24 protein-coding genes are annotated in these 25,531 nt (G+C 59.8%); 21 read left to right on the plus strand and 3 right to left on the minus strand.

Features of this window, described 5'->3' with window-relative positions; translation table 11 throughout:
• Positions 1-3: 3 nt before the first annotated feature.
• Positions 4-405 carry an OB-fold domain-containing protein gene (locus tag BWR59_RS03035; RefSeq protein WP_081564162.1) on the minus strand — a complete coding sequence of 134 codons (402 nt, stop codon included), beginning with the start codon at positions 403-405 and terminating at the stop codon, positions 4-6.
• Positions 406-553: 148 nt separating this feature from the next.
• On the opposite strand from BWR59_RS03035, the gene BWR59_RS03040 reads away from it, so the two are divergent.
• From BWR59_RS03040 to BWR59_RS03055, 4 genes are all read left to right on the plus strand, one after another.
• Positions 554-1,288, plus strand: a complete 735-nt coding sequence (locus BWR59_RS03040; RefSeq protein ID WP_081564163.1) for an SDR family NAD(P)-dependent oxidoreductase — start codon at positions 554-556, stop codon at positions 1,286-1,288.
• Positions 1,285-2,280, plus strand: coding sequence for a fumarylacetoacetate hydrolase family protein (locus BWR59_RS03045; protein ID WP_081564164.1), 996 nt, complete (start codon positions 1,285-1,287; stop codon positions 2,278-2,280). The genes BWR59_RS03040 and BWR59_RS03045 overlap by 4 nt, the downstream gene beginning before the upstream one ends.
• A gap of 116 nt (positions 2,281-2,396) precedes the next feature.
• Positions 2,397-3,806, plus strand: a complete 1,410-nt coding sequence (locus BWR59_RS03050; RefSeq protein WP_074750867.1) for a Rieske 2Fe-2S domain-containing protein — start codon at positions 2,397-2,399, stop codon at positions 3,804-3,806.
• Between the two features lie 50 nt (positions 3,807-3,856).
• A complete protein-coding gene (locus BWR59_RS03055; RefSeq protein WP_081564165.1) occupies positions 3,857-4,462 on the plus strand; it encodes an aromatic-ring-hydroxylating dioxygenase subunit beta in 606 nt (201 codons plus the stop codon).
• A gap of 102 nt (positions 4,463-4,564) precedes the next feature.
• Here the strand turns inward: BWR59_RS03055 and BWR59_RS03060 are convergent, their stop codons facing one another.
• Positions 4,565-5,302 (minus strand): DUF2889 domain-containing protein, encoded by a 738-nt coding sequence (locus BWR59_RS03060; RefSeq protein WP_081564166.1) that lies wholly within the window; start codon positions 5,300-5,302, stop codon positions 4,565-4,567.
• A gap of 126 nt (positions 5,303-5,428) precedes the next feature.
• Here BWR59_RS03060 and BWR59_RS03065 point away from each other — a divergent pair, with 126 nt between their 5' ends.
• Positions 5,429-6,229, plus strand: a complete 801-nt coding sequence (locus tag BWR59_RS03065) for an SDR family oxidoreductase (protein WP_074750860.1) — start codon at positions 5,429-5,431, stop codon at positions 6,227-6,229.
• Positions 6,230-6,271: 42 nt separating this feature from the next.
• Here BWR59_RS03065 and BWR59_RS03070 read toward each other — a convergent pair whose 3' ends face one another.
• The gene (locus BWR59_RS03070; protein ID WP_074750858.1) at positions 6,272-7,912 is read right to left on the minus strand and encodes an ATP-dependent acyl-CoA ligase; all 1,641 of its coding nucleotides are present in this window, start codon (positions 7,910-7,912) and stop codon (positions 6,272-6,274) included.
• A 183-nt stretch (positions 7,913-8,095) separates the two neighbouring features.
• Between BWR59_RS03070 and BWR59_RS03075 the strand changes: the two genes are divergently transcribed.
• From BWR59_RS03075 to BWR59_RS03150, 16 genes are all read left to right on the plus strand, one after another.
• Complete coding sequence (locus tag BWR59_RS03075; RefSeq protein ID WP_081564167.1) at positions 8,096-8,845, plus strand: TetR/AcrR family transcriptional regulator; 750 nt, start codon at positions 8,096-8,098, stop codon at positions 8,843-8,845.
• Positions 8,846-9,201: 356 nt separating this feature from the next.
• Positions 9,202-10,281 carry an amidohydrolase family protein gene (locus BWR59_RS03080; RefSeq protein ID WP_081564168.1) on the plus strand — a complete coding sequence of 360 codons (1,080 nt, stop codon included), beginning with the start codon at positions 9,202-9,204 and terminating at the stop codon, positions 10,279-10,281.
• The gene (locus BWR59_RS03085) at positions 10,281-11,150 is read left to right on the plus strand and encodes a fumarylacetoacetate hydrolase family protein (RefSeq protein WP_081564169.1); all 870 of its coding nucleotides are present in this window, start codon (positions 10,281-10,283) and stop codon (positions 11,148-11,150) included. Before BWR59_RS03080 ends, BWR59_RS03085 begins: the two co-directional genes overlap by 1 nt.
• Entirely contained in the window at positions 11,147-12,052 is a 906-nt protein-coding gene (locus BWR59_RS03090; protein ID WP_081564170.1) for a 3-hydroxyacyl-CoA dehydrogenase, read from the plus strand. The genes BWR59_RS03085 and BWR59_RS03090 overlap by 4 nt, the downstream gene beginning before the upstream one ends.
• Positions 12,049-13,224, plus strand: a complete 1,176-nt coding sequence (locus tag BWR59_RS03095) for a thiolase family protein (protein WP_081564171.1) — start codon at positions 12,049-12,051, stop codon at positions 13,222-13,224. Before BWR59_RS03090 ends, BWR59_RS03095 begins: the two co-directional genes overlap by 4 nt.
• Positions 13,225-13,238: 14 nt before the next feature.
• Entirely contained in the window at positions 13,239-13,760 is a 522-nt protein-coding gene (locus BWR59_RS03100) for a carboxymuconolactone decarboxylase family protein (protein ID WP_230981946.1), read from the plus strand.
• A 134-nt stretch (positions 13,761-13,894) separates the two neighbouring features.
• Positions 13,895-15,169, plus strand: coding sequence for a cytochrome P450 (locus BWR59_RS03105; protein ID WP_081564172.1), 1,275 nt, complete (start codon positions 13,895-13,897; stop codon positions 15,167-15,169).
• A gap of 193 nt (positions 15,170-15,362) precedes the next feature.
• Positions 15,363-16,670, plus strand: coding sequence for an amidohydrolase family protein (locus tag BWR59_RS03110; RefSeq protein WP_074750847.1), 1,308 nt, complete (start codon positions 15,363-15,365; stop codon positions 16,668-16,670).
• 116 nt (positions 16,671-16,786) lie between these two features.
• Positions 16,787-17,935, plus strand: a complete 1,149-nt coding sequence (locus tag BWR59_RS03115) for an acyl-CoA dehydrogenase family protein (RefSeq protein ID WP_081564173.1) — start codon at positions 16,787-16,789, stop codon at positions 17,933-17,935.
• Between the two features lie 2 nt (positions 17,936-17,937).
• Positions 17,938-18,993 carry an acyl-CoA dehydrogenase family protein gene (locus tag BWR59_RS03120; protein WP_081564174.1) on the plus strand — a complete coding sequence of 352 codons (1,056 nt, stop codon included), beginning with the start codon at positions 17,938-17,940 and terminating at the stop codon, positions 18,991-18,993.
• Positions 18,990-19,790, plus strand: a complete 801-nt coding sequence (locus BWR59_RS03125; RefSeq protein WP_081564175.1) for a crotonase/enoyl-CoA hydratase family protein — start codon at positions 18,990-18,992, stop codon at positions 19,788-19,790. The genes BWR59_RS03120 and BWR59_RS03125 overlap by 4 nt, the downstream gene beginning before the upstream one ends.
• Before the next feature lie 35 nt (positions 19,791-19,825).
• Positions 19,826-20,950 (plus strand): acyl-CoA dehydrogenase family protein, encoded by a 1,125-nt coding sequence (locus tag BWR59_RS03130; RefSeq protein WP_081564176.1) that lies wholly within the window; start codon positions 19,826-19,828, stop codon positions 20,948-20,950.
• A 46-nt stretch (positions 20,951-20,996) separates the two neighbouring features.
• Positions 20,997-21,542 (plus strand): glutathione peroxidase, encoded by a 546-nt coding sequence (locus tag BWR59_RS03135; RefSeq protein ID WP_081564177.1) that lies wholly within the window; start codon positions 20,997-20,999, stop codon positions 21,540-21,542.
• Positions 21,543-21,649: 107 nt separating this feature from the next.
• Positions 21,650-22,699 (plus strand): LacI family DNA-binding transcriptional regulator, encoded by a 1,050-nt coding sequence (locus BWR59_RS03140; RefSeq protein ID WP_081564178.1) that lies wholly within the window; start codon positions 21,650-21,652, stop codon positions 22,697-22,699.
• A 156-nt stretch (positions 22,700-22,855) separates the two neighbouring features.
• The gene (locus BWR59_RS03145) at positions 22,856-24,058 is read left to right on the plus strand and encodes a mandelate racemase/muconate lactonizing enzyme family protein (protein ID WP_081564179.1); all 1,203 of its coding nucleotides are present in this window, start codon (positions 22,856-22,858) and stop codon (positions 24,056-24,058) included.
• Between the two features lie 82 nt (positions 24,059-24,140).
• Positions 24,141-25,523, plus strand: coding sequence for an MFS transporter (locus tag BWR59_RS03150; RefSeq protein WP_081564180.1), 1,383 nt, complete (start codon positions 24,141-24,143; stop codon positions 25,521-25,523).
• The last annotated feature ends 8 nt before the right edge of the window (positions 25,524-25,531 follow it).

Here is a 25,531-nt window from a genome sequence, read left to right on the forward strand (position 1 = left end):
CATTCATCCTTCATCCTTCTCGAACAGGGGCAGCCAGACATCCTCGACGTTGTCGAATGTGACATGCACGCGCATGCCGATGCTGACCGAAAGCGGGTCACAACCGATGACATTACTCAGGAAGCGCAATCCAGGCTGTTCGATCAGCTCGATGATCGCCACCACAAAGGGGATGTCGAGTTCGGGCGTCCACTGTTGATGATTCACGGTGAAGCTGGCGACCGAGCCCTTGCCGGAAACGGCGCGGGGGTTGACGTCGAAGCTGGCGCAGCGCGGACAGATGGGCGAGGGCGGATGAAAGAACCGCCTGCAGGCATCGCAGTGGTGAATGAGCAGCTGACCGTCTTTGCCACCTTGCCAGAAGGCACGGTTATCGGCGTTCAGTGCAGGAAGTTTTCTGGGCATGGGCGTGGAAGTCCGGATGAGGTTTTATTGATTCCAGTCAACCAATGCACAGTATCATCTGTACATATTTTTAAAAAGTGTCTTATATTGTTGGCGTGCCTCGCTCACCCCCATAGGGTGCGCCCAACAACAATAAGAGGAAATCGTGATGTCCAGTTCTCGCCAGGACCAGGCGCTTGAAGACTCATCCTTGCAAGCCAGAGTGATCGTTGTAACCGGTGGATTCGGGGTTCTCGGGACAGCGCTCGGTCAGTATTTAAGTGGCCGCGGTGCCCGTATCGCGCTGCTGGATCGGGCCGAGACGTCTCAGACCAGGGTCAGCGACGACGCCAACGTGCTTGCGCTGGGAGGTGTCGACCTGACTTCTGTCGAATCGGCCCGCTCGGCGTTTGCGCAAGTGGCCGAACACTTCGGGCGGATCGACGGCCTGGTGAATGTCGCCGGCGGTTTCGCCTGGGAAACGCTGGAGAGCGGAAGCCTGGCGACCTGGGACCACCTTTACCAGATGAACCTGCGTACCGCCGTCATCGCTTCGCAGGCGGTGCTTGAGCATCTGCTGGCCAGTGATGGCGGGCGGATCGTCAATATCGGCGCTCAGGCCAGCCTCAAGGCAGGAATGGGCATGGGCGCTTATGCGGCCTCCAAGGCCGGTGTCTCGCGGCTCACCGAAGCGTTGGCCGAAGAACTCAAGGATCGCGGCATCACGGTTAACGCCGTATTGCCCAGCATCATCGACACCCCGACCAACCGCACCGACATGCCTGATGCCGACTTCAGCCGCTGGGTGAGGCCGACGCAACTGGCGTCTGTCATCGCCTTTCTGCTCTGCGACGACGCAGACGCCGTGACCGGAGCCTGCCTGCCAGTGAGTGGCCGGGTATGAGGCTGGTAACCTTCACTCAGGACGATGGCATCGAACGTGCCGGCGCGCTGATCGACAACGATCAGGTGGTGGTTGACCTGCAGGCCGCCCACCGTCAGGTGCAGGGTGGCGAAAGCGCCGCGCTGAGCAGCGTGCTGAAGCTGGTGGAAGGGGGCGAGCAGGCGCTGGAACTGGCGCGCACGCTGTTGCGTAAATCCCCGACAGCCAGCGTCATTGCGCGCAACGAGGTCCGGCTGCGTGCGCCGATCCAGCCGCCGCCACAGATGCGCGACTGCTCCTGTTTCGAGCTGCATTTGCGTCAGGCTTTTGCCGCGGCCAGACGCGCCCGGGCCCTTCGCACAGAAGACCCGGAGGCCACGCTCAAAGCGATGAACACCCGCGCCGACGAGCGGGTGATCGAGACCTTCAACCGTCAGCCCATCTACTACAAATGCAATCGCTTCGCCGTGATCGGAGCCGATGATGAATTCCTCTGGCCTGCGTTCAGTAAAGCGCTGGACTTCGAGCTGGAATTTGGCTGCTACATCGGCAAGAAAGGCAAGGACATTTCCCGGGACAACGCTCGCGATCACATCGTCGGATTCACCATCTTCAATGACATGAGCGCCCGTGACGCACAGGCCGCCGAGATGCCGGGCATGCTTGGCCCGGCGAAGAGCAAGGATTTCGACACAGCGAATATCATGGGCCCCTGCCTGGTGACCGCCGATGAACTGGATGACCCCTACGACCTTAATATGGTTGCCAGGGTCAACGGTGAGGAGTGGGGCAGGGGCAACACGCGAGACATGCGCTGGCGGTTCGAAGACGTCATCGCCCACATATCACGCTCCGAGACGCTCTATCCGGGCGAGTTCCTGGGCTCGGGAACGGTCGGCAACGGCTGCGGCCTGGAGCAACTGCGCTATCTGAAGCCTGGAGACCGGGTCGAGCTGGAGGTCGACGGGATAGGCGTGCTGCGCACCCAGGTGGGTAGTGCGCAGCAGGTTTGAACGGCTCACTGATTGATTTGTCTGCGAGACAAACGACAGTGCTATACATATTTCATGAATCTGTCTTATATTCAACCGGCTCGGAGTAGCCGTGACACCCTGAACTGGAGGCCAATATGCTAACAAGAACAAGCCCCGTACTGTCCGATGGTACCAAGGTCGCTGACCTTATCTATCCCTCGACTCGCGAAGTGCAGATGCGTGTGCTGTCTGACCGCGAGATCTACGAAATTGAAATGGAGAAGATCTTCGGCAAGATCTGGGTTCTTCTCGGGCACGAATCGGAAATCCCCAACTCCGGAGACTTCATGGTCCGGGACCTGGGTTCGGACTCGGTCATCGTCGCCCGCGACAAGGAAGGCGAAGTCCACGTCACCCTCAACGTCTGCCCGCACCGTGGCATGCGCATCAGCACCGCCGATTGCGGCAACACCCAGATCCATAAATGCATCTACCACGGCTGGGCATTCCGTCCCAACGGTGACTTCATCGGCTCGCCAGTCGATCGCGAGTGCATGCACGGCAAGATGCTGCCCAAAGAACAGCTGGGTCTGAGAAAAGCCAGGGTTACCCTGTACGGCGGCCTGGTATTCGCCACGTGGAACGTTGACGGCCCGACGTTCGACGAGTTTCTGGGCGACGCCAAGTGGTATTACGACATGCTGTTCCTGCGATCGGACAAAGGCATGGAGGTGTTGGGCCCGCCGCAACGCTTCATCGTCAATGCCAACTGGAAGACGGCGGGTGAACAATCTGCCGCCGATGGCTTCCACACGCTGACGCTGCACCGCTGGTTGGGCGAAGTCGGCAACTATGCGAAAAAGGACGAAAACGGACAGAGTGCCGACCTGAGTCCCGAAATGTATGGCGTGGAGATCAGTTCGCCTCACGGCCATGCGCTGCGCTGCATCGACCTGGCGCGCAAGATCAAGCGTCTGACCGGCCTGGACCCCGAATCGCTGACCGTCGAGGAAAAACTTCAGGCCCTGCCACCGGCGGGCATGACCGCTGACATGGTCGAGCAATTGGCGCGCAACCTCAGCGAAGATCAGCTCAAAGTGCTGACCAGCATGCCGCCTCAAGTGGGCGGGATGTTCCCCAACATTCTCTTTGGCTTCGTCTACATTCCCCAGCCAGACGGCACGGTGGTCGGTTCCATGACCTTACATGCCTATGTGCCACAAGGACCGGACAAGCTGGAGTTCGTGAACTGGATCTTCGCCGAGAAGGACGCCTCTCCCGAGCTGCGCGAGAAGATGCTCAAGCAGACCATTCAGCTGTTCGGCACCTCCGGGATGGTCGAGCAGGATGACTCTGACACCTGGCCGCACATGACGCTGGCTGCCAAGGGCGCGATGGGCCGCAAGAGCACGCTCAAGTATCAGGCGGTGTTCGAAACCGGCGCCCCGGAAGGTTGGCCCGGCCCCGGAATTGTCAATGAAGGTTTTACCAAGGACGACACCCAGTGGCACTGGTGGCTGTACTGGCATGAGTTGATGACCGCGCCTGTCGGTGAAGATCAGTAACGGCGTTCGCGTTCCGTGATTCAACAACAATAAGATTCGGGGATACATTCATGTCTGACACTCAATTGGCGGAAAAACCGCGGGTCGACGTCCAGCAGCGCGGCGCCGACCATGTGCAACCCGGCTCGCCGCTGGGTATCAAGCGAGTGCCTGTCGGCTCGCCTGTTTACAACGAAGTGGTCACGTTTCTGTATGAAGAAGCGACGCTGCTGGACCAGATCCGCCTGCAGGAATGGGCCGCGCGCCTGGCGACGGACCTCATCTACACCGTACCGCTGCGCCATACCCGTACGGCCGCTGAACTCTCCGCCACCATCGTTCGCAGCGTGCAGCACTACCACGATGACTATCGATCCATCATGGGTCGCATACTGCGTCTGTCCGGTAAAAGCGCCTGGGCCGAAGATCCGCCGTCGCGCACGCGGCGGCTGGTCACCAACGTGTTCGTCGAAGAAACCGAGAAGCCGGACGAGTTCATCGTGACGAGCTATCTGCTCCTGACCCGCAGCCGCTTCAAGGATCACCACGTCGACATCATCAGCGGGGAGCGGCGCGATCTGCTGCGTGTGGATGGCGACAGTTTCAAGCTCGCCCGACGTGAAGTCATTCTCGATCAGGCCGTATTGGGGACCCCGAACCTGGCGGTATTCCTCTAAACGTCCACATCATTGAAAGCGTTCATCGTGTCGCACCTTTAGCCTGCTGATCGGTTCAGCAGGCTTTTTTGTGGCTGGCTCTGGCACCGATCAGCGAGTCGTCTACGTGCATTCCTTCAGCCAGTCCGCGTCAGCTGCGCAGAGGGTCTCGTTGCTCGCGATATCCCACGTCGAGCCCTTAATACGCAATGCGTACGGCGCTCTGATCGTCTGCTGGCTGAAGCAGCGATCGGTGCTGGAGGCGTGAATCTGGCTATCCAGATCATGAGTCTTGCCGATGGAGATCATGGTGCAGCGCCGCAGCAACAAAGCCGCCTCGGCAAGGTCCGGGGTCAGTGTATTCAGTGCCCAGCGGGCCATGCCCTCGCGGATGTTCACACCCGAGAACGGTTGTGGATCTTCGATGATCGCGCCTTTGACCTGCCACTCCAGCAACGGTTGGCCATTGAGCTGCAGCATGGCCTGCGTTCGTCCCTCCAGGCGCATGGGCACCTGAATGTCGTAACGGCGGACCTGTGCCGGCCGTAGCGCCGCTGCGACAGCCAGCCCCGCGAGATCCAGCAGGTGCGTGCATTGATGCCGGGCATCCGTTTCTCGGGTGACTGAATGGGCAATGGGTGACAACACCATGCCTGACAGTGCGTGCAACGGCTCGATTGCCTCGGGGCAGGCAGAGTATGGAAACCTCAGGGCCTGGCCGGTGACCTGGCTCAGTACGCCGTGTTCATGGCGCAGGGATACGCGAAAGTGGTGAAAATCGTCCTCCAGAGCGGCACGCACTTCGCCGCCCTCTATCTGGCCACTGGAAACGATCACGACACGGCGGCGAAACATACTCATCCGGCTTATCCTTTTTGTCTGGCTGAGCGAGTGTTTTTTATCGGTTTTATTTAGACACTATATCGGATAATGTTCACATATGTGGCATGGGAAATTCACTCGAACAACAACAAAAAAGGAGCGGCTATGAGCCTGCTGCGAGGACAAGTGGCGCTGATCACCGGCGCTGGCGGTGGTATCGGACGAGGTGTGGCGTTGAGTTTCGCCAAACAGGGTGCATCGGTGGTGGTCGCGGAGCTCGACGAAGCCAGCGGTGCAGCGGTTGCCGAGGAGCTTAAGGCGCTTGGTGCGCAGGCCCTGTTCATCAGGACCGATGTCAGTAGCAAAGCGGATATCCAGGCGGCCATCGATGCAGCCGTCACGCATTTCGGAGGGCTGGATATCCTGGTGAACAATGCATTTGCGCCCACGCCTAACGTGCTGCTGGAGGAAAAAACCGACGACATGCTCGAGCGCACACTGAACTCGACCGTCTGGGCCGCCTGGTGGTCGATGAAAGCAGCGTTCCCGCACATGCAGGCACGAGGCGGCGGCAAGATCATCAACTTCTACTCCATCGACACCGAGATCGGCGCGTGGCTGCACGGGGACTACAACACGGCGAAATCCGCCGTGGTCGGCCTGACCCGCAGCGCCGCTTCCGAGTGGGGACGTTTCAACATCCGCGTCAACGCGATTGCCCCCACCGCCATGGGCGCGACCTTTCACAAGCTGGCGGAAGAAAACCCGGGATTCGCCGAGATGTCGGCTGGGTTGCGGCCACTGGGACGGTGCGGGGAACCGGAAGAAGATATCGGCCCGGTGGTGGTGTTCCTGGCATCCGAGATGTCGCGCTTCGTGACGGGTGAGACCTTGCACGTCGATGGCGGCCTGCATTTGCCTGGCTACAACTCCAGACCCAAGGATATTCCCGCTCGGGAGTATTGATTCATAAGGGGACGCGGCGTGTCAGACACGCCGCTTCGCCGTTCAGCGTTTCGCGACCTTGATATCGGTGTCGTCCAGATCCCAGGTAGTCGCCGTTTTCCCTTCATCGCGCAACAGGTACTTGAGCACCCGACCCTGAGGGTTTTTCGGCAGGCTGGTGCGGAACTCGATGTAGCGGGGAAGCGCGTAGTAAGGGACCGTGTCCGCCGCCCAGTGGAACAACGCTTCTGGCGCGAGTTCGGTGTTCTCGTGCAACACCGCAGTGACTTTTACGTCATCCTCGCCCTTGTCCGACGGCACCGCATGTACCGCCACTTCCGACAATGCGGGGTGTGTGGCAAACGCGGCCTCCATCTCGAAACTGGAGATGTTCTCGCCTCGGCGGCGCAGGTAATCCTTCTTGCGGTCGACGAAGTAGAAAAAGCCTTCGTCATCGAACTTGCCGACGTCTCCTGTGTGGAACCACATGTTGCGCATCAGTTTCTGGGTGTCCTCGGGACGGCGCCAGTAACCCTGGAACATGATGTCAGGGCGTTGCGGTCTGACCACGATTTCGCCCGGCGTCCCACCCGGAACTTCATTGTCCTGTTCATCGACGATGCGCACATCGAAATCCGCGATGCGTTTGCCTGATGACCCCGGCGCTGCGTATTCGCCGGCCGCCAGTGAGGTGACCACGCATGCCTCGGTCAAGCCGTAGCCATTTCCTCCCACCAGCCGGGTGCCAAAGCGTTCACGCCATATCTGTTTGGTTTCTTCGGTGTAGGGGTTGCCTCTGGCGGTGTGAATCTGTCCTCGGCAACGCAACATCGCTTCGTTATCCGGGGCCTGAGCGAGCAGGCCACCCATGCCGCCGAGGATCGAGGCGATGGTCGCGCCCGAACGTTCGACTTCCGGCCAGAAGTTGGACACCGAAAAACGCGGCAGGATGGCGGCGCGGGCGCCTACCAGAATGCTGGCGATGATGCTGACGCACAGCGCATTCATGTGGAACAGCGGCAGGGGAGTGATCGTCACATCATCCTCGCTCGCCGGGCCTGCTCGCAGTTGCAGCCGGGCGAGGTTGCACATGAAGTTGTAACTGATCATGCAGCCTTTCGAAGGTCCGGTGGTGCCGGAGGTGTAGATCAGGCAGGCAAGGTCGGATGGCTGCGGCTTGCGCTCGAAGGCCGAATCATCGGAGCCGCGATGGGCATCCAGTGATTCGATAGGGAAAGGAGCTGAAGGTGAAGTGACCTGCTGGCCGCTGGCATTGCGATAGAGAACGCGGTGGACATCCGTGAGCTGGTCAGCGATTGCGCTGATGCGTGAAAGATAATCCGCTTCGCAGATCACCAGATGTGTGCCGGTGTCCGCGATCTGATGGCGCAGGAATTCCCCTTTGAGGGCCGTATTGATCGGTACGCTGACCGCGCAGAGCTTGTTGATGGCCAGCCAGGTCACGACAGCATCGATGTTGTTGTCGAGCATCGTAAGTACAGTGGCGCCCGCAACGACGCCAAGGTCGGCGAGGGCATGGGCCATCCTGTTGGAAAGCTGATCAACTTCTCGGTATGTGTACAATGTTCCGCTGAAATCCAGCAAAACCTTGTCTGGAGCCCTTGCTACTGCTCGCTCCAGTGCGCAGATTACCGTGTCTCTTTCACCCAGTGCCCAGGCTTCGGGATTCCCAGTGCCGCTCATGAATGTTCTCCTCTTTGTGGGCGCTCCAGCGAAGGCGTACCCAAATCTTATTTTGGTGAGAGAATCCGATTCTATGGAAAGATTTATGTCTTGTCTCTAGGCAGAAGTTGAACAAATTCTAGGCTATATGCTTAATTCCTATGCTACCGTGACACATCGAAATGTCTATGGGTCTTTCCATTCATGCCAAAACCTCAAAAACAACAGGCCGAAGCCGCTGCGCCAAAGGCCGGATCCTCTGCAAAAAAGAAATCGGCAGCGCCTGCCAAACCTGCCCGCGCCAACGCCAAGACAGCCGCGCCTGCAGGCGCTGGCAGCAACGGTGCGACGGCGCCAGCCAAGGTCAAACCCAATCGCCGCTCCGAAGAAACCATCTCCAATATTCTTGCTGCCACCGAAGAGGTCGTGCTGCAGTCCGGTGCCGACCGCATTTCCATTCTGGACGTGTGCAAGGTCGCTGGAATTTCCCGGGGCACGTTCTACCGCTATTTCTCTTCCCAGGAGGATCTTCTCGACACGTTCTCCCGCCACAAGCGCGACAGCTTCCACGTCTCGCTGACCGCGGCGCTCGGCCAGATCGAAGATCCCGAAGCGCGGCTCAATGCCTTGTTCGTCTATCTGGACAATTATCTCGAGCAGAGCCGTGCGCGCCGCTTGCTGGTGGTCGCACCTGATTACGCCCTTGGCTTCTTCAGGCGTATTTTTCATGATTCGATCGTGCGTTTTCAGGACGTGCTCAACATCGTTTTCGACGACTGGGACGAGAAGCTCGGCGTGCGTCTGGACCGCGAGTTGCTGTGCGAGATGATCATTCGCTACGTGCTCAGCGAAATACTGGTACCGGAAAGTGCCAGCCGGCGCTTGTTGCCGGTGCGAGTGAAGAAGCTGGCCGCTGCCTTGACCATGGGCTCGACTTCTCGCACCCGTCGCTGACTCGCCTTAGTTAGACACTTTTCGAAAATACAACACCGGCCGCTGCCATTGCAGCGGCCGGTTTTTTTTCGCCTGAAAACAGGTTATGGCGCCTATTTTCGTCGGATTGGGCGGATTTCGGTCAGTGGGGCGCCGTGTCGGACGGCTCTGGCTCGGCCTTCTTGTACGGTTCATGAAAATAAACTGAACACTATTTTGATTTATGCCCAATTTAATTTTATGCTTCGATCAGACCGAAGCGGGGTGAGCCGATTCGCCGGGCAGCCTGATGGGCGCTCCAGGTGCCGTGCTTCGGGACTCGCAACACCCAGAACAATCACAAGAACCATAAAGTTTCTACGTAGAGGTCCCGGATTATGCTTATCGATCTTCACGCTCACGCTCCGCTCCCTGGCTATTACAATCAGCACCCGCATTGGGGTCCGTTTTTTGAACAGTGCGATGACGGCGATATCCGCTTGCGTGTGGGCAAATGGCAGCTCACGCTAGGCTCGCCGGAGCGCAAGGCGGCAGTGCGTGCCGGCAAAGGCCTGAGGCTTGAGGAATACATGGCCAAGTGGGCCGATCCGAAAGTCCGACTGGCGGGTATGGACGCAGCAGGGCAGAACCTGCAGGTCGTGTCGGTCCCTTCCCACTGCTACATGTACTGGACCGAGGCCGAGTACGCGGTGCCTTATGCGCGCACCGTCAATGACACCTTTGCCGAATACTGCTCCGCCGCACCCGATCGTTTGATGTTCTGGGCACATGCACCACTGAACGCGCCCGAAGCGGCGGCCATCGAGTTGCGCCGTGCGTGTACCGAGCTGGGCGCCAAGGGGCTTTCTGCGGGCGGCGCCAATTTCGGCGGGCTGGAGTTCGATTCTCCGGAACTGGATGTGGTCTGGAAAACCCTCTGCGACCTCGATCTGCCTATGTTCATTCATGGCTATAACCAGTCGGTCACCTGGGGTGATCGCGCCAATGAAGACCGCTACGAAACCACTGCGATTGTCGGGATGCAGTACGACGAAACCCGTTGCTTCTGGAACCTGATATGCGGTGGCGTGCTGGACCGCTTCCCGGATCTGAAGGTCTACATCACCCATGGCGGCGGTTATGTGCCTTATCAGCTGGGTCGTCTGGCCCAGACCAACAAGAACCTCGACGTGGTGCATAACAAGCGTCCGGTTCTCGACTACATGAAAAACTTCTATTTCGATGTCGAGCTGCACGAGCTGCCGATGCGTCAGGCTCTGATTGAGGTCATCGGCGCTGATCAGATGGTCTATGGCAGCAACTTCGGTGGCAGCGATGCCGTCCGTCACGACCTGACCCATGGCCTGAAGCTCAGCGACGCGGATCTGCAGAAAATTCGCTGGCAGAACGCGTGCAAGTTGCTTCATCTGGACCCTGCGAAAATCGGTCAGGTCACACCTGCCAAGGAAGCGGTCTGATGAAACTGGCTCGCTGTTCCTATTTCGAGAGCGGCGTGTTCTGGGCGGTGGTCGATGTTCAGCAGGACATGGTCACCCCCATCGCCGGCGAATTCCGTACCTGGGCACCGAAGGTCGCGCAGGGGGCTGGAATCAGCGCCCTGCGCTTTTCGGGACCGCCGCTGGCCTTGTCCCAGGTCACGTTGCTGCCGCCGATCGAGCCGGTGAATCGGGTGGTGGTGGCAGGGGCGAACTACGCCAAGCACCTGGTGGAGTTTGGCTTGTCGGCACCGTCCCAGCCGGTCGCATTTCTCAAGGCTTACGGCGCGCTGATCGGCGCCCATGATCCGATTCGCTTTCCTCCGCTCACCACAGAGCTGGATCACGAAGTGGAGCTGGTGGCAGTGATCGGCAGCGACGACGTGGATCTCGACGACCCGCTGGCGTGTGTCCTGGGCTACACCGTCGGCAACGATGTTAGCGCCCGGGATCTGCAACGCAGTGGGCCGAAAGGCATCGGCATGGACCTCTTCGCCGCCAAGAGCCAGGACAAAACCACCGGTCTTGGGCCCTGGGTTGTCACCAAGGACGAACTTCCCGAAGGCTCGCCCAAGCTTCGCCTGACGCTCAAGGTCAATGGCCAGATGCGTCAGGACGGCAACACCGCCGACATGACCTGGGATGTCGGCGAGCTGATCGCTTTCGTGCAGCAGCGTTCCAGCTTCGCCTGTGGCGATGTGTTGTTCACAGGATCCCCGGCAGGGGTTGGCATGGGTACCGGCATATTTCTGGATCCCGGCGATGTGGTCGAAGCGAGCATCGAAGGCATCGGCACCTTGCGTAACGTCGTGGGGGAAAAAACACCCGTCAAATCGAAGGTCTCGGCATGAGTACTGATAAAAACAACAAAGTGGTGGTTGTCGGAGCCGGGCTGATGGGCACGGGTATTGCCCATGGTTTTGTCAGCGCAGGCTTTCATACGGTGCTGGTCGATACCAGTGCGCAATCACTGAGCAACGCCAGAACGGCCATTGAAAACATACTCAAGGCCGGGGTCAGCCTGGGCAAGGTCTCGGCGCAACAGGCCGACGCATCCATGGCGCGGCTCAGTACGGCAGGTGATCTGGGTGAGGCCGCCATCGGCGCGAACTGGCTGGTGGAGACCGTTTCCGAGCAACTGGCGATCAAGAAATCCATTGTGGCCCAGGCCGCGCCACTGATGGCGCCGGATGCAATCATTGCAACCAACACGTCGGCACTGAGCGTCACCGAGATTGCGGCGACGATCGACAGTGCCGACCGAGTCATCGGCATGCACTTCTTCAATCCGGTGCACAAGATGAAGCTGGTCGAGCTCGTGCGCGGGCTGGCCACCAGTGACGAGACCGTCGCCCGTACCCGCGATCTGTGCGATGCATTGGGCAAGACATCGATCATCGTCAACGAGTCGCCGGGCCTGACCACCAGCCGCATGTCGGCAATGCTTGGCAACGAAGCCATGTACATGTTGCAGGAGGGCATCGCCAGCGCCGAGGACATTGACACTGCATTGCGCATGGGCTTCAACCACCCGATGGGGCCGCTGGAACTGGGAGATTTGACCGGCTGGGATACAAGGCTTTCTGTCCTGCGCTATTTGCATCAGACGCTGGGGGAGAAATTCTGCCCATGCCCATTGATCATCAAGATGGTGGCAGCTGGGCGCCTGGGCCGAAAAACCGGGCATGGCGTCTATCGCTATGAAGACAACAAGGCGGTGCCTGGCAGTGGTCTGCGAGCGAGCGTGCTATGAAAGAGATCGTGATTGTCGATGCCGTGCGCACGCCTGTCGGTCGATTTCGCGGCAGCCTGGCCGGCGTGCGGGCCGATCATCTGGGCGCACTGGTGCTCAACGCATTGGTCGAACGCAACGATCTGTCCCCCACCGTGATCGACGATGTCGTTTTTGGTTGTGTGACCCAGATCGGTGAGCAATCGGCCAACATCGCGCGGACTGCGCTGCTGGGGGCTGGCTGGCCGGTCAGCATTCCCGGGCTGACGCTGGACCGCAAATGCGGCTCGGGGGAAGCGGCGGTGCACGTCGCGGCCGGTGCCATTGCTTCGGGAATGGCACAAGCTGTGGTGGCCGGTGGCGCGGAAAACATGAGTCGAGTGCCCATGGGCAGCAACCGCGATCTGCACGGCGAGGCATTTGGCTGGATGGCCAGCGAACGCTACGAGCTTACGAGCCAGGGCGAAGCGGCCGAGCGCATTGTCGATAAATGGAAACTGAGCCGCGATGCGTTGGACGACTACGCCTTCGCCAGCCACGAGCGGGCGGCGAAGGCCAGTGATGCGGGGTGTTTTGACAGCCAACTGGTACCGGTGCCGGTCGAATCGCTTCACGAGAAGACCCTGACGGAACCCGCGGTAACGCTGGTTGCCGACGAAACCATCCGACGCGACACCTCACGGGAGAAGCTTTCCACACTCAAAACCAGCTTCCGCCCGGAGAACGGGCGAATCACGGCAGGCAACTCTTCGCAGATTTCCGATGGTGCTGCCGCGTTATTGATCATGGATGCCGAGGCCGCACGCCGACACGGGCTAAGACCCCGCGCACGAATTGTCGCCTTTGCCACCGTCGGCACCGATCCAACGCTCATGTTGACAGGTCCCATCGAGGCGACGGCCAAGGTACTCCGCAAGGCCGGTTTGCAGCTCAAGGACATCGACCTGTTCGAAGTCAACGAAGCGTTTGCCTCGGTTCCGCTGGCCTGGATGCATGAGACCGGCGTCAGTCATGAACGCCTGAATGTGAATGGAGGCGCCATCGCCCTTGGGCATCCGTTGGGCGCCAGTGGCGCTCGCCTGATGACCACGCTGCTGAACGAACTGGAGCGACGGGGCGCCCGGTATGGCCTGCAGGCCATCTGCTGCGCAGGGGGCCTGGGAACAGCGACCATTATCGAGCGGCTGGAGTGAGCGGGCAGCGGGTTGTGGATCAGAGCGATGGCTCGGCGCGTTTGCCACTGGTTGCTCTGGACCTGCTGCCTGATGAGTTGTGCGCGGCAATCGAGCGTGGCCTGGCCTCTCGGATGCTCAGTACCAGCCGACCGGTTCAGGTTTGGGCCCATCGGCCCAAGGTCGCGTTGGCCTGGCTGGCACTGATGGAAAGCCTGCATGAGGACAGTCTGCTCGATGAGCGCCTGCGTGAACTTGTGCGCTTGAAGATCGCAAGCCTGACGCAGTGCCAGGCCTGCCAGCTTGCGCGCAAGTCTGAGCAGGTCGATGAGCGCGATATCGCTTGTATTGCCACCGACAGCGAGCACTTCACGCCCGCCGAACGTGCGGCGCTGAACTTTGCCGATCTGTTCGCCAGTGACTATCAGTCCGTTACAGATCTGCACTTCCAACGCCTGGGCTGTTATTTCGATACTGCACAGATTGTCGAGTTGAACCTCTACTGCGCCCTGATGCTGGCCGGCGGTCGTATGACCTATGTACAGCAGGCCTACTGATATCGAAATGCAAAGTAACGAGTCAGATACGCAAATTATGTTCAGATAATATTTTGTAACCTAGACTCAGTCCGTTACGGCGCCGGTTAGCCAGGTGCATCAGCCAACAATGAACAATAAGAAAGGAGATGATCATGTCCGTTCAGGCGCAAAGCAATCTGAACAAGGAATTTGCCAACGTCGCCAGCAATTACCGTGGCAGCGATGTTGATTTGCAGGCTGTTTATGCCGAGGCGCGCAAAAACACGCCGATTCTTGAAGGCAACTTCATGGCAGGCCTTGGCGTGCCGTCGATTGCGGGTCTGGATCCCAACCGCCCAACCTTCACCTTATTCAAATACGACGACGTCATGGCGGTCATGCGTGATGGGAAGAACTTCACCAGCGGGTTCATCGCCGAGGGGCTGGGAGCATTTTTCGACGGACTGATCCTCACTGCGATGGACGGCGACGCTCACAAGAACATCCGTAATCTGTTGCAGCCGGTGTTCATGCCCGAGACCGTCAATCGCTGGAAGGAGACCAAGATCGACCGTGTGATCCGGGAGGAATACATCAAACCCCTGGTGGCAGCCAAATCGGCGGATCTAATGGATTTCGGCCTGTATTTCCCCATTCGGGTGATTTACGCGCTGATTGGTTTTCCCGAAGACAAGCCCGAGGAAATCGAGCAGTACGCGGCTTGGGCGTTGGCCATTCTCGCAGGCCCACAGGTGGACCCGGAGAAGGCCGCAGCAGCCCGCGGCGCTGCCATGCATGCAGCACAGGCCCTTTACGACGTGGTCAAGGTGGTGGTTGCCGAGCGCCGCGAGGCGGGCGCGGAGGGCGATGACCTGATCAGCCGCCTGATCCGGGCGCAGTACGAAGGACGCTCCCTCGACGATCATGAAATCGCCACCTTCGTTCGGTCCCTGCTGCCGGCGGCCAGCGAAACCACGACGCGCACATTCGGTACGCTGTTGACGCTCCTGCTGGAGAATCCGGAAACGCTGGAGCGGGTACGCAACGACCGGAGCCTGGTCAACAAGGCCATCGACGAAGCGGTGCGTTTCGAGCCAGTCGCTACGTTCAAGGTCCGCCAGACAGCTCAGGAAACGGTGATTCGAGGCGTACAGATTCCCAAGGGCGCAATGGTCCAGTGCATCGTCTCGTCGGCCAATCGTGACGAAGACGCCTTCGAGAACGCTCACAGGTTCGACATCGACCGTAAGCCGCGACCTTCCTTTGGTTTCGGCTTCGGGCCGCACATGTGCATCGGTCAGTTCGTCGCCAAGACTGAAATAAATTGCGCCATCAACGCGATTCTCGACCTGTTGCCGAACATCCGCCTCGACCCGTCCAAGCCTGCGCCCCAGATCGTGGGCGCCCAGCTGCGCGGCCCCCATGAGGTCCACGTGATCTGGGACTGAAAACCCTGCGCAACCGTCTCGCAACCCCGGACCCGTGCCTGAGAAGGCGCGGGTTTTTTCTTTTCGCGCTTACCTGGGGGCAACGTTTCATCTGAATTTATATGAACACAATCAAATAAAGTGTTTAATTCTTATTGAGTGTGATCTATGATTCAGGCACAACAACAAACAACCCGTTGCGAAGGGAAGAACAATGAAAATTGATGATCTGATTCTCGTCAGCGTCGACGACCACGCCATCGAGCCGCCGAACGCATTCGCCCGTCACATGCCTCTACGCTTCAAGGGGCGCGAGCCTCACGTGGTGAAGACCGGTGATCGCGATGTCTGGGTATTCGAAGAGCAGGCTACCGGGTACATGGGCCTGAACTCCGTGGTGGGACGTCCGAAAGAAGAATATGGCATGGAGCCATTGGGATACGACCAGATGCGCCGTGGTACCTGGAATATCAAGGACCGCGTCGATGACATGAGCGCCAACGGTGTGCTGGGCTCATTGTGCTTCCCGACGTTCCCTGGCTTCGCCGGGCAACGCTTTCAGGTTCATGCCGATCGCGATGTATCGCTGGCAGCGATTCAGGCCTACAACGACTGGCACCTGCATGACTGGTGCAATGCTGCCCCAGGTCGCTTTATCCCATTGATGCTGGTGCCGTGGTGGGACATGCAGGCCGCCGCCGCAGAGGTCAATCGTATGGCGAAACAGGGCGTTCATGCTCTGTCCCTGTCCGATAACCCGGCCATCCACGGTTATCCGTCGATTCACAGTGATTACTGGGATCCGCTGTGGAAAGCCTGTTCCGACAATAAGGTGGTGATCTGCTGCCACATCGGGACAGGGGTCAAGGCCAACCATGCCTCGGACCTTTCGCCGATCGACGCGTGGATTACCTCCATGCCGATCTCCATTGCCAACTCTGCCGCAGACTGGATCTGGGCGCCGATGTGGAAGAAATTCCCCGACCTGCGCATGGCGCTGTCCGAAGGCAGCATCGGCTGGGTTCCGTACCTGCTCGAGCGTGCCGACTTCACTCATCGTCACCACAACGCTTGGACCAACTCCAACTTCGGCGGGAAGATGCCCAGCGACATCTTTCACAAGCACATCATCACCTGCTTCATCGAAGACAAGTTCGGTCTGCAGAACCTGAGCTTCATGAACGAAGACATGGTGACGTGGGAAAGCGACTATCCACATTCCGACTGCACCTGGCCGGAGTCGCCGGAGACTGCGTGGGATGGCCTCAAGCATCTGCCTGAACACACGATCAACAAGCTCACTCACCTCAATGCCATGCGCGAGTTCTCCTACGATCCATTCGCCATCCTTGGGCGTGAGAACTGCACCGTCGGCGCGCTGCGCGCCCAGGCCACCCACGTCAAGATCGAGCCGGCGCTGGGTCTGGGCGGTGCCGATCACGGACGTGAAGACGGCAAGCCGGTGACCTCCGGCGACATCAACGCGATGTTCGAAAAAGCGGACGCGCAAACCGCGCTGTAAAAGCCGTCGCGCTGTTTCCCCGGCAAGCCACGCACTTGTCGGGGAGCAGCAAAGCGGTTGTGCTCGTCATGCGGATGATTCTTCCGCTTTTGCATGTCCAGTCTTCGAGAGCATTCATGGCCATCAATGAATTTACCTACAGCGCAATTCCAGCTGAGGCTGAAGCGTTGCGCGCCGAGGTGCGCGAGTTTCTCGCTCATACGCTGGCCGACTATCCTCCTGCGCTGCGCGCGCAATCGTGGATGGGCTTCGATGCGAGTTTCAGCAAGGCGCTTGGCGCCAAAGGCTGGCTCGGCATGGCGCTCCCCAGGGAATACGGCGGAACGCAGGCCGGCTTTTTTGCCCGTTACGTCGTCAGTGAAGAATTGCTCGCCACGGGTGCGCCGGTGTCGGCGCACTGGATCGCCGACCGGCAGAGCGGGCCGCTGATCAACAAGTTCGGCACGCACGCGCAGCGTGACCGCTATTTGCCCGCCATTTGCCGTGGCGAAAGTTATTTCTGTATTGGCATGAGCGAACCGGGTTCCGGCTCGGACCTGGCGTCGATTCGTTCCACTGCGGTGCGCGACGGTGAAGGCTGGCGAGTCAACGGACAGAAAGTCTGGACCACCAATGCCCATCACTCGCATTACATGATTGCCTTGCTGCGTACGGGTGATAAACAGACCGCACGGCATGAAGGCATGTCGCAGTTCATCGTCGACCTTCGGTTGCCCGGCATTACCGTGAGACCAATACGTGATCTTGCGGGCGGTGAGCACTTCAACGAAGTGTTTTTCGACGACGTTTATCTTGCCGATGACGCGCTGATTGGCAGTGAAGGCAAGGGCTGGGAGCAGGTTACCGCCGAGCTTGCGTTCGAGCGCAGCGGTCCTGAGCGTTTCTTGAGTTCCATGGCCTTGATCAAGACGATGATCGACGCTATCGGGACCCAGCCGGATGCACTGCAAGCAGCCGAAGTCGGTCGCTTGGCTGCAAGGCTTGCGACGTTGCGCAACATGTCGCTGGCGGTCACTGCGCAACTGGCTTCGGGTGGTCACCCGGCCTGGGCAGCGTCGTGTGTGAAAGATCTGGGCAACGCGTTCGAGCAGGACATTCCCGAACTCGCCCAACGTTTGCTGGACATCGAGCCGAGGCAACACGGCGGCAGCGATCACGCACAGGTTCTGGCCTATCTGACGCAGATGGCGCCTTCTTTCTCATTGCGTGGCGGCACCCGCGAGATTCTTCGCGGGATCATCGCCCGTGGCCTGGGGTTGCGATAATCATGCGCGAACTATTTGAGTCGACCATCGAACGCCTGCTGGCCGATGGCTCGGGCAGCGAAACCGTACTCGCGAGCGAGGGCGGGGTATGGTCCGCCACATTGTGGGACGCCATTGAAGATTCAGGTTTTACCCTGGCTGCTGCCCCCGAATCTTTGGGCGGCGCCGATGCCGGTTGGGCTGACTTGTACGTGATCGCTCGGGCTGCCGGGCGCTACGCGGTGCCGCTGCCGCTGAGCGAAGCGCTGCTGGGCAACTGGCTGTTGGGTGGCTGCGGTCTGGAACCACAGAGCGGCAGCCTGAGCTTTGCCGCCAATGCGCAACTGACGTTGAGCGCGGGACGGGTCAGCGGTGTATTGCGCGACGTTCCATGGGGGCATCATGTGCAGACGGTCATTGCCATCGCCGACAACGATGGCGTCGGACCAAGCCTGGTGGTTCTCGCCCGTTCACAGGCTCAAGGCATCGAGCAGAGCCTGAACGTTGCCGGCGAACCCAGGGACACGTTGTTCTTCAACGATGCCGTAGTGGTGGACAGCGCACCTTTGCCCAACGGGCTCAGCAGCGAGGTGCTCCATCTTGGCGGCGCGTTGATCCGCAGCGCGCAGATCGCAGGTGCGCTGACTCGACTGCTCGAGATAACCAGCGAATACGCCGGGCAGCGCAATCAGTTCGGCAAGCCGATCGGGGCGTTTCAAGCGATTCAGCAACAGCTTGCCGTGTTTGCCGAACAGACCGCCGCCGCCAACATCGCGGCAGAAGCGGCATTCGTACAGTCGGACCGCGCGTTGAACTGGTTTGCCATCGCCGTTGCCAAGGTGTCCGCCGCCGAAGCGGCCACCCAGTGCGCAAACATTGCTCACGCCGTCCATGGCGCCATCGGTTTCACTCAGGAATACGCCCTGCAACTCTACACCCGCAGGTTGTGGGCCTGGCGCGGCGAGTTCGGCACGGCGACTCGCTGGAGCCAGCAGATCGGCGCCCAGGTCTGTGCGGTCGGAGGCGACGGGTTCTGGCCGTTGCTGACCCAGGATTCCGTCAGTGGAGCATCAGCATGAGCCCGTTCCTGCAAATCGAGCGCGACGGTCCAATCGTGACTGTGCGCATGAACCATCCCGACACGCGAAATGCGCTGACCACCCCCGAGCAAATAGAGGAATTCGTGCAGCTGTGCGCCCAACTGCGCCGCGACCGTTCTGCAAGGGTAATGGTGCTGACCGGCAACGGCAGTGCGTTTTGCGCAGGGGGTAACGTCAAGGACATGCGGGATCGCAGCGGCATCTTCGCGGGCTCTCCCTACGAGCTGCGCGACACCTATCGAGACGGGATTCAGCGCATCCCGCTGGCGCTCTACGAGCTGGACATTCCGGTGATCGCCGCAGTGAACGGCCCGGCCATTGGTGCCGGGCTGGACCTTGCCTGCATGTGCGACATCCGCCTTGCGTCGCCGACCGCCATCTTCGCCGAGAGCTTCGTACGCCTGGGCATCGTGCCCGGTGATGGAGGCGCCTGGCTGTTGCCGCGAATCATCGGCATTCCTAAAGCCAGCCTGATGGCCTTCACCGGCGACACCATCGACGCGGCTAAAGCGCTGGATTGGGGGTTGGTTGAGCAGGTCTGCACCCATGAAACATTGCAGTCCGAAGCGCAGGCGTTAGCAAAACGAATCGCCAGCAACCCCGGGCACGCCTTGCGCTTGTGCAAACGGCTGCTGCGTGAAGGTCAGCATATGCGTCTGGACTCGCTTTTGGAACTGTCGGCGGCGTACCAGTCCATCGCTCATCACACGGCCGATCATGAAGAGGCGGTCGCCGCGTTCGTTGAAAAGCGCCCGGCCTCCTATCGGGACAAGTAATCAGACAACAATAAGAGTGGATGGGGAGAACAGTCATGCGCCGTGTCTTTCGTGAAGATCACAACATGTTCAGGGACCAGGCCCGACGCTTCGTCGAGCGGGAGATCGTGCCTCACCTGCACGAGTGGGAAAAAAATGGCATCGTCCCCAAGGAGCTTTGGCTCAAGGCTGGGGAAACCGGCCTGCTGTGTTCGACCGTGCCAGAAGAATATGGTGGCTCGGGCGGCGACTTTGGTCATTCGGCGGTCATGATTGAGGAACTGGCACGAGCGAACGCGACTGCGGTGGGCTTCACCACGCATTCGGAAATCGTTACGCCTTACATCGTCGCCTACGGCAGCGAAGAGCAGAAGCGCAAATGGCTGCCGCGCATGGTGAGCGGCGAGCTGATCGGTGTGATTGCCATGAGCGAGCCAGGTATCGGCAGCGATCTGCGCTCGATGCGAACGTCCCTGCGCCAGGAAGGCGACGAGTACATCGTCAACGGCCAGAAAACCTTCATTACAAACGGTGGTAACGCGGGGCTGATGGTCACGGCGACCAAGCTCGACCCTGCGGCCAAAGAGCTGACATTGATCTGTGTGGAAGAAGACCGTCCGGGCTTTTCCAAGGGGCGTCTGCTGGAGAAGATCGGGCTCAAGGGGCAGGACACTTCGGAGCTGTTCTTCGATCAGGTTCGCGTGCCGGTCGGTAACAGGCTGGGCGAGGAGGGCATGGGCTTCAAATACCTGACTCACCAACTGGCTTGGGAACGCCTGATCATCGCGATTCGGGCCGCCCAGTCGATCGATACCTTGCTAGAAGAAACCATCGAGTACACCCGTGAGCGCAAGGTGTTCGGCAAACCCGTGCTGGATTTTCAGAACACCCGGTTCAAGCTTGCAGAAGCCAAGGCTCAGGCGACCATGCTCAGGGTCTTTGTCGATGACTGCCTGGATAAAGTCATGCGAGGCGAGCTGACCCCCGAGATTGCCGCCATGGCCAAACTGTTGGGATCAGAGATGCAGGGCAAGTTGCTGGACGAGTTCCTGCAATTGCATGGCGGCTACGGCTTCATGAGCGAATACAAGATAAGCCGGGCCTGGGTCGATGCACGGGTCGCGAGGATCTACGGCGGCACTTCGGAAATCATGAAGGAAATTATCGGTCGTACGCTTTAAGCTGGAATGCGTACGACACCCGATAAAAACATTCAAGGAGAAAGGCATGAGTGATTCACTGTATGACATCCCGTTGAAGCAGATCGATGGCACTCCCGGCAACCTTGGCCAGTACAAAGGCAAGGTTCTGCTGGTGGTCAATGTGGCGTCCAAGTGCGGGCTGACCCCACAGTACGAGGGGCTCGAGAGCCTTTATCAGAACAAGCGTGGCGAAGGGTTGGAGGTGCTGGGTTTTCCCGCCAACAACTTCAAGGAGCAGGAGCCAGGCAGCGACAGCGAGATTCAGTCGTTCTGTTCGACGACTTACAACGTGCAGTTCCCCCTGTTCTCGAAGATCTCCGTGGTCGGTGCGGACAAGCACCCGCTCTATAGCGAATTGACTTCGGCCCAGCCATCGGCCACCGGTGACGGGCCATTTCGCGAGCGCTTGAAAGGCTATGGCATCGAGAGCGGCGACCCTCAGGAAGTGCTGTGGAACTTCGAGAAGTTCCTGATCGGCCGCGACGGCAAGGTGATCGGCCGTTTCGCACCGGACGTGGCAGCCGATGACCCGCGTTTGATGGCTGCGATCGACCAGGCGTTGCATGCCTGAGGTGATAAGGCCACAGCGTTGCATGTAGTGCCTCTGGCTCGCTCGCCTCAAAGACCTCTCGACTGGTACGATCCGCCCCGCAACTTGGGCGAACGGACAGGCAGACAATGACGGGCAAAAAACCGGACCACAACGGCCGCGGCAATCGCGGGGTCACGTTGGGCGATGTCGCGAGGCTGGCGGGCGTGGCGCCGATGACGGTGTCCCGCTGCCTCAATCAGCCGGAAACCGTGCGCAGCGAAACCCGCCTGAAGGTGCAGCGCGCCATCGATCAGACCGGGTATGTACCCAACCGACTCGCTGGCGCTCTGGCATCGAGTCGCAGTCGTCTGGTGGCGGTGGTGCTGCCGATGGTCACCAACCCGATCTTTTCCGACACCTTTCAGGCGATCAACGAGCGCCTCACCAAGGCGGGTTATCAGGTGCTGCTCGGCGTTTCCGGCTATGAGACCGAGCACGAACAGGAACTGCTGGAAGTCATTCTCAGCCGTCGCCCTGACGGCATCATCCTCACCGGCACCTTGCATACCCCGGCCAGCCGCCATCGCCTGCGCGCGTCGAAAGTACCGGTGGTGGAAACCTGGGACCTGAGCAGCGAGCCTATCGACATGCTCGTGGGGTTTTCCCATGAAAAAGTCGGGCGCGACGTTGCTCGCGATCTGCTTGGCAAGGGCTATCGCCGGTTCGCGCTGCTGGCGGTGAATGACCCCCGCGGGCTGCGCCGCGCCGACAGTTTTCTCGGTGCACTGAGCGAGCAGGGTATCGTCGATGTACCGCGCCAGGTCTGGGAAGGCTTGCCTACGTTGGCTCATGGTCGTGCGGGGCTCGTTGCTTTGATCGACAGCGGCGCTTTGTCCTCCGACGCCCCGCTTATGATTGTCTGCACCTCCGACACCATCGCCCATGGCGTGCTCACCGAAGCCGCCGCTCGTGGAATTTCTGTGCCTGGGAAGCTGGCGGTGATGGGCTTTGGCGACATGAATTTTGCGGCATATACGTACCCGTCGCTTTCGACAGTGCGCATCGACGGCCAGCAGATGGGCGACAGCGCAGCGCTGATGTTGCTTGAGCGGCTCAATGGGGCAGACGACGTTGAAGTCATCAAAGACATCGGTTTCAGCCTGATAGATCGGGACAGCACCTCGAAGCTTTCTTGAAACGTCGGCTCCTGAATCCGTTCCATGATAACGCTACCATTCCAGCAGAAATCGAAAGTGCCGATCGTATGTTGTCCTACAACTGAACATAAGCTATATTTTTGACCAGAGATGGTAGCGCTCCCATTCGCGCCTCACATGATCTGGAAAATAATAATGTCGAAGATAACCTGCGTACGAACCCTGCGTTTGCCTGAACGCCCGAAGCTGATCTGGCTGGAAATCGAAACTGATGAGGGTCTGATCGGGCTGGGTGAAACCTTTCGCGGCGCGGCCACCGTTGAAGCCGCTGTCCATGAACTCATCGCTCCGGGGTTGATTGGCGGCGACTCGCGCCAGATCGAGGCGATCTCGCTGGAACTGACAACGCCTTATGTCGGTTACCACAGCGCCAGTGCCGAGATCCGTGCCGCCAGCGCGGTGGATATCGCGCTCTGGGATCTCAAGGGGCAGCGGCACGGAATCCCCATCCATGAAGCCCTTGGCGGTGCCTGCCGAGACCGCATTCGGGTCTACAACACCTGCGCCGGTTATGAGTTCAACACCCAGCAGGGTGCCCGCCGTGAGATCACCAACTCCGATCGCGCTCAGGGTCCTTACGACGATCAACTGGCGTTCACCCGCGATGCGGGCGCGTTGGCGGCAAGCCTGGTCGAAGAAGGTTATACGGCGATGAAGATCTGGCCGTTCGATCGTTTTGCTCGTCAGGCGGGGGCCAATACCATCAGTCTTGCCGAGGTGAAGCAGGGCGTTGAAGCATTTCGCCAGATTCGTCAGGCCGTCGGCAACCGGATAGAGATCATGTGTGAATTGCACAGCCTCTGGGACAGCACGGCCGCGCTGCGTATCTGTCAGGCGCTGGAAGAATTCGACGTCTATTGGGTGGAAGATCCTCTGTGCAAAATGGACGATGCCAAGGCGCTGGCCGATCTGCGCAATCGCACTCGCGTGGCGATCTGTGCCAGCGAAACCCTGGGTGGCAGCGTCGCCTATCGCGATCTGCTGGCAGCCGGCTCCATGGACTATCTGATGCTCGATCTGGTGTGGTGCGGTGGCTTCACCGAGGCACGCAAGATCGCCGCGCTGGCTCAGGTCTACAACAAACCGCTGGCTCCTCATGACTGCACCGGACCTGTCGCGCTGTTCGCCGGCCTGCAGATAGGGCTGCATGCACCGACCGCTGTGCTTCAGGAAGTGGTTCGCGCATCGCTTTCCACCTGGTATGGCGACCTCGTCACGCATCTGCCTGAAATCGTCGACGGTCATGCACTGGCGCCTACGCTGCCGGGGCTGGGCACGGCCTTGCGCCCGGAAGTGCGCAGGCGTCATGACGCAATCATTCGCGAGACCCGTGCTTGATCGTGTCGTCCAGGCGGAGCAACCGCCAACGGGGAGCGGCCTGATCGCTCCATGACTCCAGCTGTCTGCTATCGAGAACACAATGAAAAAAATAGATTCTCTGCGGCGTTTCATCGCCGAGCACCGCCGTTACGAAGTCATCGTGCTGTTGTTCATCATGATGATCGTTAATCAGGGCGACCGCGCCACGCTGTCCATCGCAGGGGCGAGCGTTTCTCAGGAGCTGGGGCTCAGCCATGCGGAAATGGGCTGGCTGTTTTCCGCCTTCGCCTGGGCCTACATGCTGCTGCAGTTGCCGGGAGGGCTGGCGATTGACCGGTTCGGCAGCGTCAAGGTGCTGGGGTTGGCCATTGTCGCGTGGTCGGTGTTTACGGCCGCCATCGGTACCGTCGCGATCATGCCGGTCGGCGTGGCGTTCTTTGCCGTGTTCGCGTTGCGTTTTCTGGTAGGCGCCGCGGAAGCACCGTGTTTCCCGTCGAACAGTAAGATCGTTTCGATGTGGTTCCCGACGGCGGAGCGGGGCACGGCGACAGCGATATTCAACGCCTCACAGTACTTCGCCGCAGTGGTCTTCACGCCGTTGCTGGCCTGGATTTCCACCCGCTGGGGCTGGCCATGGATCTTTTATGTGATGGGCGTGGCCGGCGTCCTTATCGGCATCGTGTTCATCATCCGCATCAAGGCGCCTGTGGATCATGGGAGCCTGAGCCATAAGGAGCTGGAGACGATCCGCGACGGCGGAGCCAATCTGCAGGAACGTCCCGCTTCGGCCGGCGAGAAGCAAAGCTGGGCCCAGACCTGGGCCAGTGCTCGTGACCTGCTGGGGCAGCGCATGTTTCTGGGCATTTATCTGGCCCAGTTCTGCATCAGCACCCTGACGTTTTTCTTCCTGACCTGGTTTCCGGTGTATCTGGTGCAACAGCGCGGCCTGTCGATTCTCAATGCCGGCCTGCTGGCTGCGGTGCCGGCGATTTTCGGCTTCATCGGCGGCATCGGCGGCGGCATGGTTTCCGACTGGATGCTGCGCAAAGGCGTCTCGCTGACCCGAGCGCGCAAGATTCCGATCTACATCGGCATGGCCCTTTCGATGAGCATGATCCTGTGTAACTACGTGCAGACCGATCTATTGGTGGTGCTGTTCATGGCGCTGGCATTTTTCGGCAAGGGCATGGGCGCGCTGGGCTGGGCGATCATCTCTGACGTTTCGCCCAAGCGCAGCGCAGGCATGAATGGCGCGATCTTCAACACCTTTGGCAGTGTCGCGGGGATCGTCACGCCGCTGGTGATCGGCTACATGGTGCAATCGATGGGGTCGTTCAACGGTGCTCTGGTGTACGTGGCGCTCAACGCTGCCGGGGCGTTCATCAGTTACATGTTCATCGTCGGTGAGCTGCGGCGGCCGGATGACACGGTGCCTGACGCTGCGGGGCCCGTCATCGGGCAAACCGCCTCGGCAGGACATTGAGTGAAAGC

Origin of the sequence: Pseudomonas sp. Bc-h (genome assembly GCF_002080045.1) — a bacterium.
GTDB lineage: Bacteria > Pseudomonadota > Gammaproteobacteria > Pseudomonadales > Pseudomonadaceae > Aquipseudomonas.